This is a genomic window from Photorhabdus heterorhabditis, from assembly GCF_001280945.1.
GTDB lineage: Bacteria > Pseudomonadota > Gammaproteobacteria > Enterobacterales > Enterobacteriaceae > Photorhabdus > Photorhabdus heterorhabditis.
Genome location: NZ_LJCS01000129.1, coordinates 1 through 3204 on the forward strand (window position 1 = coordinate 1; position 3204 = coordinate 3204).

At 35.8% G+C, this 3204-nt stretch carries 3 protein-coding genes and 1 pseudogene; 2 read left to right on the plus strand and 2 right to left on the minus strand.

Annotated elements, in window-relative coordinates:
* The first annotated feature begins 219 nt into the window (after positions 1–219).
* Both AM629_RS20695 and AM629_RS20700 read left to right on the plus strand, forming a co-directional pair.
* The gene (locus AM629_RS20695; RefSeq protein WP_235525566.1) at positions 220–1314 is read left to right on the plus strand and encodes a Fe(II)-2OG oxygenase family protein; all 1095 of its coding nucleotides are present in this window, start codon (positions 220–222) and stop codon (positions 1312–1314) included.
* A gap of 286 nt (positions 1315–1600) precedes the next feature.
* Positions 1601–2383 (plus strand): TSUP family transporter, encoded by a 783-nt coding sequence (locus AM629_RS20700; RefSeq protein ID WP_054481652.1) that lies wholly within the window; start codon positions 1601–1603, stop codon positions 2381–2383.
* On the opposite strand, the pseudogene AM629_RS25155 reads toward AM629_RS20700, so the two are convergent.
* Both AM629_RS25155 and AM629_RS22795 read right to left on the minus strand, forming a co-directional pair.
* A pseudogene (locus AM629_RS25155) lies at positions 2359–2820 on the minus strand (transposase); the annotation flags it as partial. The gene AM629_RS20700 and the pseudogene AM629_RS25155 sit on opposite strands and share 25 nt — an antisense overlap.
* A 266-nt stretch (positions 2821–3086) precedes the next feature.
* On the minus strand, positions 3087–3204 hold a 118-nt coding region (locus AM629_RS22795), incomplete at its 5' end, for a phosphate acyltransferase (protein WP_152912048.1).

A 3204-nucleotide genomic window follows, 5' to 3' on the forward strand; every position in this document is an offset into this window, starting at 1 on the left:
GTATATCGGTTATACTGTGTTTTTAATAAATAACAATTAATAAGCGTAAGAAGTTATAAAACATAAAAATATAACTTTGATTTATAATTTCATTAAAGTCACAAAATATAATAATATAGAATCTTAAAGTGTGTTTTTATTCTGGTAATTACTTTAATAACTGATAATATAGTTTAAAACACATAATTAAATTAAATTAAAATAACTAAGGGTATAAAAATGGAATGTAATCTAGTTGTAGAAAAAAATAAAAAGATGATTTCATCGGATACTGTACAAAAAAATAAGGAAATTAACTTATTTATATTTAATGAACATCAAGCTAACCTGCTTCACTATTTTTCCGAAGATATTGCTAAACGTGGTGGTCCACAGGTTAGCGGAATTAGAATGATTGTGGTACAAGCTGGTATTGAATTAAAACAAACATTTTCAGAAATCCAACAAGAAGTGATCAGAATATATTCTGATGGTTTAATGTCCGCTCTAGTTTTTGAAGGGATGAAAAAAGTTACCAATGATATACTCCCTGATAAATTACCCTCGTTTTCTTCACTAGATAATCAATATGCTATCCTTTATTTGGCGGCTCGTAATCAAATCTTACTGGAACTTGTTGAACATAGAGCTTTTGCATATGATATTGAAAATTATGATAAAATAGTGCGTCTGGTTGCTCATTTTAAAGAGGGAGGTTTGCAGGATATTGATTCTGAAAATAATAGAGTAGAATTAAGTTCTCATTCAGGCTTATCCCTTGGCCCTCACACCGAAGGACCATATTGGAGCGCAGTGAAAGTTAAAAATAGTCATTCTCCTTCACCGTCTTCTTTGATTTTATCATCAATGTGGAATCCTCTAATGGAACCTACATTTGTTATTCCAATGCCTGAAGTATTAGAAAGGGTTGGTGCAACTAATGTTTTGGCTCTGTCGTCATGCAACTTTAATTTTACATATAGTGACTCTTATGCCGACGAAAAGGAAGAAGATGGTAAGGGGGTATCTATAATAGATTTTAATGAAAAATTCTCTTTCTCTATCCGATATAACTCCTACCGTTTTTCTGTTGATGAAAAAGCCTCAGATGTTGTCAAGAAAGCATATGAAATATTTTGTCAGGCAGTTAACGATGCTATACCGTATCGATATGTATTAACACAGGAATCTGCAATTGCTATTAATAATTATCGAGCATTACATTGTCGGGATATAGTAAAGGATAATCGTCGATTGTTAGTTCGGTTGTTTGGTCTTGCAAAATATGCGGAAGGAGTTGTTATCTCAGATGATCCTTTATTGCTTAAAGGCTAAATAATTACTCGTTGTGTTATTACAATGAAATTTAATAAAGTATAGTTATATTTAATTTTTAATTATTTGGAATGCTATATTAAATGGCACTTTTAAAGTGTTGGACTAAAGTGCTGCACTTATTATGTGAATCCAAGGGTTTTTTTGATTGGATTTTTAAGTATGTCACATTCTTTTGCAAAAAGGGTTGACTGAGTATGAAGTACAATTATGAAATTCTATTGAATAGCTTGCATTATTAATAATTTAAGCTATTTTAAAACGTTTAATAATATATGGAATCATTATGGAATGGGACCTAATAGGCATACTAGCAACTATTGCTTTTTTGGCAGGTTTTTTTGATGCAATAGCAGGTGGAGGAGGATTAATAACATTGCCCGCGCTATTTCTAGCAGGAATAGAACCTATCAGTGCTATGGCAACTAATAAACTTCAAGCAACTTCGGCTAGTATATCAGCTACTGTAATTTTTGCGCGTAATGGATTGATTGAGTGGAGAAATTCAGTATTTTTAGTACTTTTTAGCCTATTAGGAGGAGTTAGTGGTGCATTATTTGTTAGTGTGGTTAGTAAGAGAGTATTAGAAGCTTGTGTGCCAATATTATTAATCGTCGTCGCAATTTATTTTATCTTCGCTCCGAAACTTAGTGGGAGAAGTAATAGGAAAAGAATATCTGTATTGTTATTTTCATTTTTAATCGCTCCGGTACTTGGTTTTTATGATGGCATATTTGGACCAGGAACGGGTTCTTTTCTCATGATGAGTTTTATGTTCTTCTGTGGCCTTGAGATGATGCGGGCAATGAGTTTTACTAAGTTAGCAAATGCTTCATGCAATATTGGTGCATTGTTCATTTTTATCACTAAAGGCGTCATTATATGGCCGTTAGCCTTAGCAATGGCTATAGCGTCCTTTGCTGGAGCACAGTTAGGCGCACGTTATGCTGTTAAAATAGGTCCTCGTTTAATAAGGCCGATGCTGATATTGGTATGCTGTGTGTTAGCGATTAAACTTATTAGTGCTGAAAACAACCCGCTACGGATTATGATCCTTAATCTTCTATAAAACCAGCCGGTACTGGTTTTCCCTCGCTGTGCGACGCCCTGAAATACGCGATGACGGGGAATACGGAGATTATGGCAAACGGCAATTTTGGTTGAATCAATAAAAGCGATCCCCTGGGTTTCAGCCTTGCGTGACGAAAGAAAAGCACAAAGAGGAATGAGCGCCCTTTGCTTCAAGGTTAACATCCGGGTGTAGCTGACCAACTGGGGAAAATCGGCCTGAAGATAGTGTTTAACCTGCTGAATATAAAACGTTTTAAAATCACGATAATGGCTCATGTGGAATAGAATGAGTATCGTCATGACTTCACTGAGAGAAAGGGAAGCTTCGCGGCGACGTTTGAGCAAACCATGTTCAATTAACTGTTGATGCCAGAGAGGAATAAATTTTTGGCAAAAGTCATCGACGCAGCAGTAAAGTTCTTCTAAATTAAACATGCCTGAGGATCTCCACGATTTTGTTTTCTTTGACAAAAACTTTGATCGTGCCTCAGGCACTTAGTTCCCTTCTTAAGCAAACCTCAGGTTAAATTAAATACAAAGTGGAATCCCGCCCTGGTGACCGGGGTGAGTGAGTGCAGCCAACAAAGAGGTAACTTGAAAAGATAACGGGTATATAACGCAGAAGAATAAATTCAAAGGTCTGAATCTTATTAAAGAGGTCAGACCTTGATTAATTTAATTGGGGCAAGTGCAAGAAGCGGTTACGCTTCTCCCTGTGCTGATTGAATCGCAGTCAGTGCGACAGTGTAAACAATATCGTCTACCAAAGCGCCACGGGACAAATCGTTCACTGGTTTGCGCATACCTTGCAGCATTGGC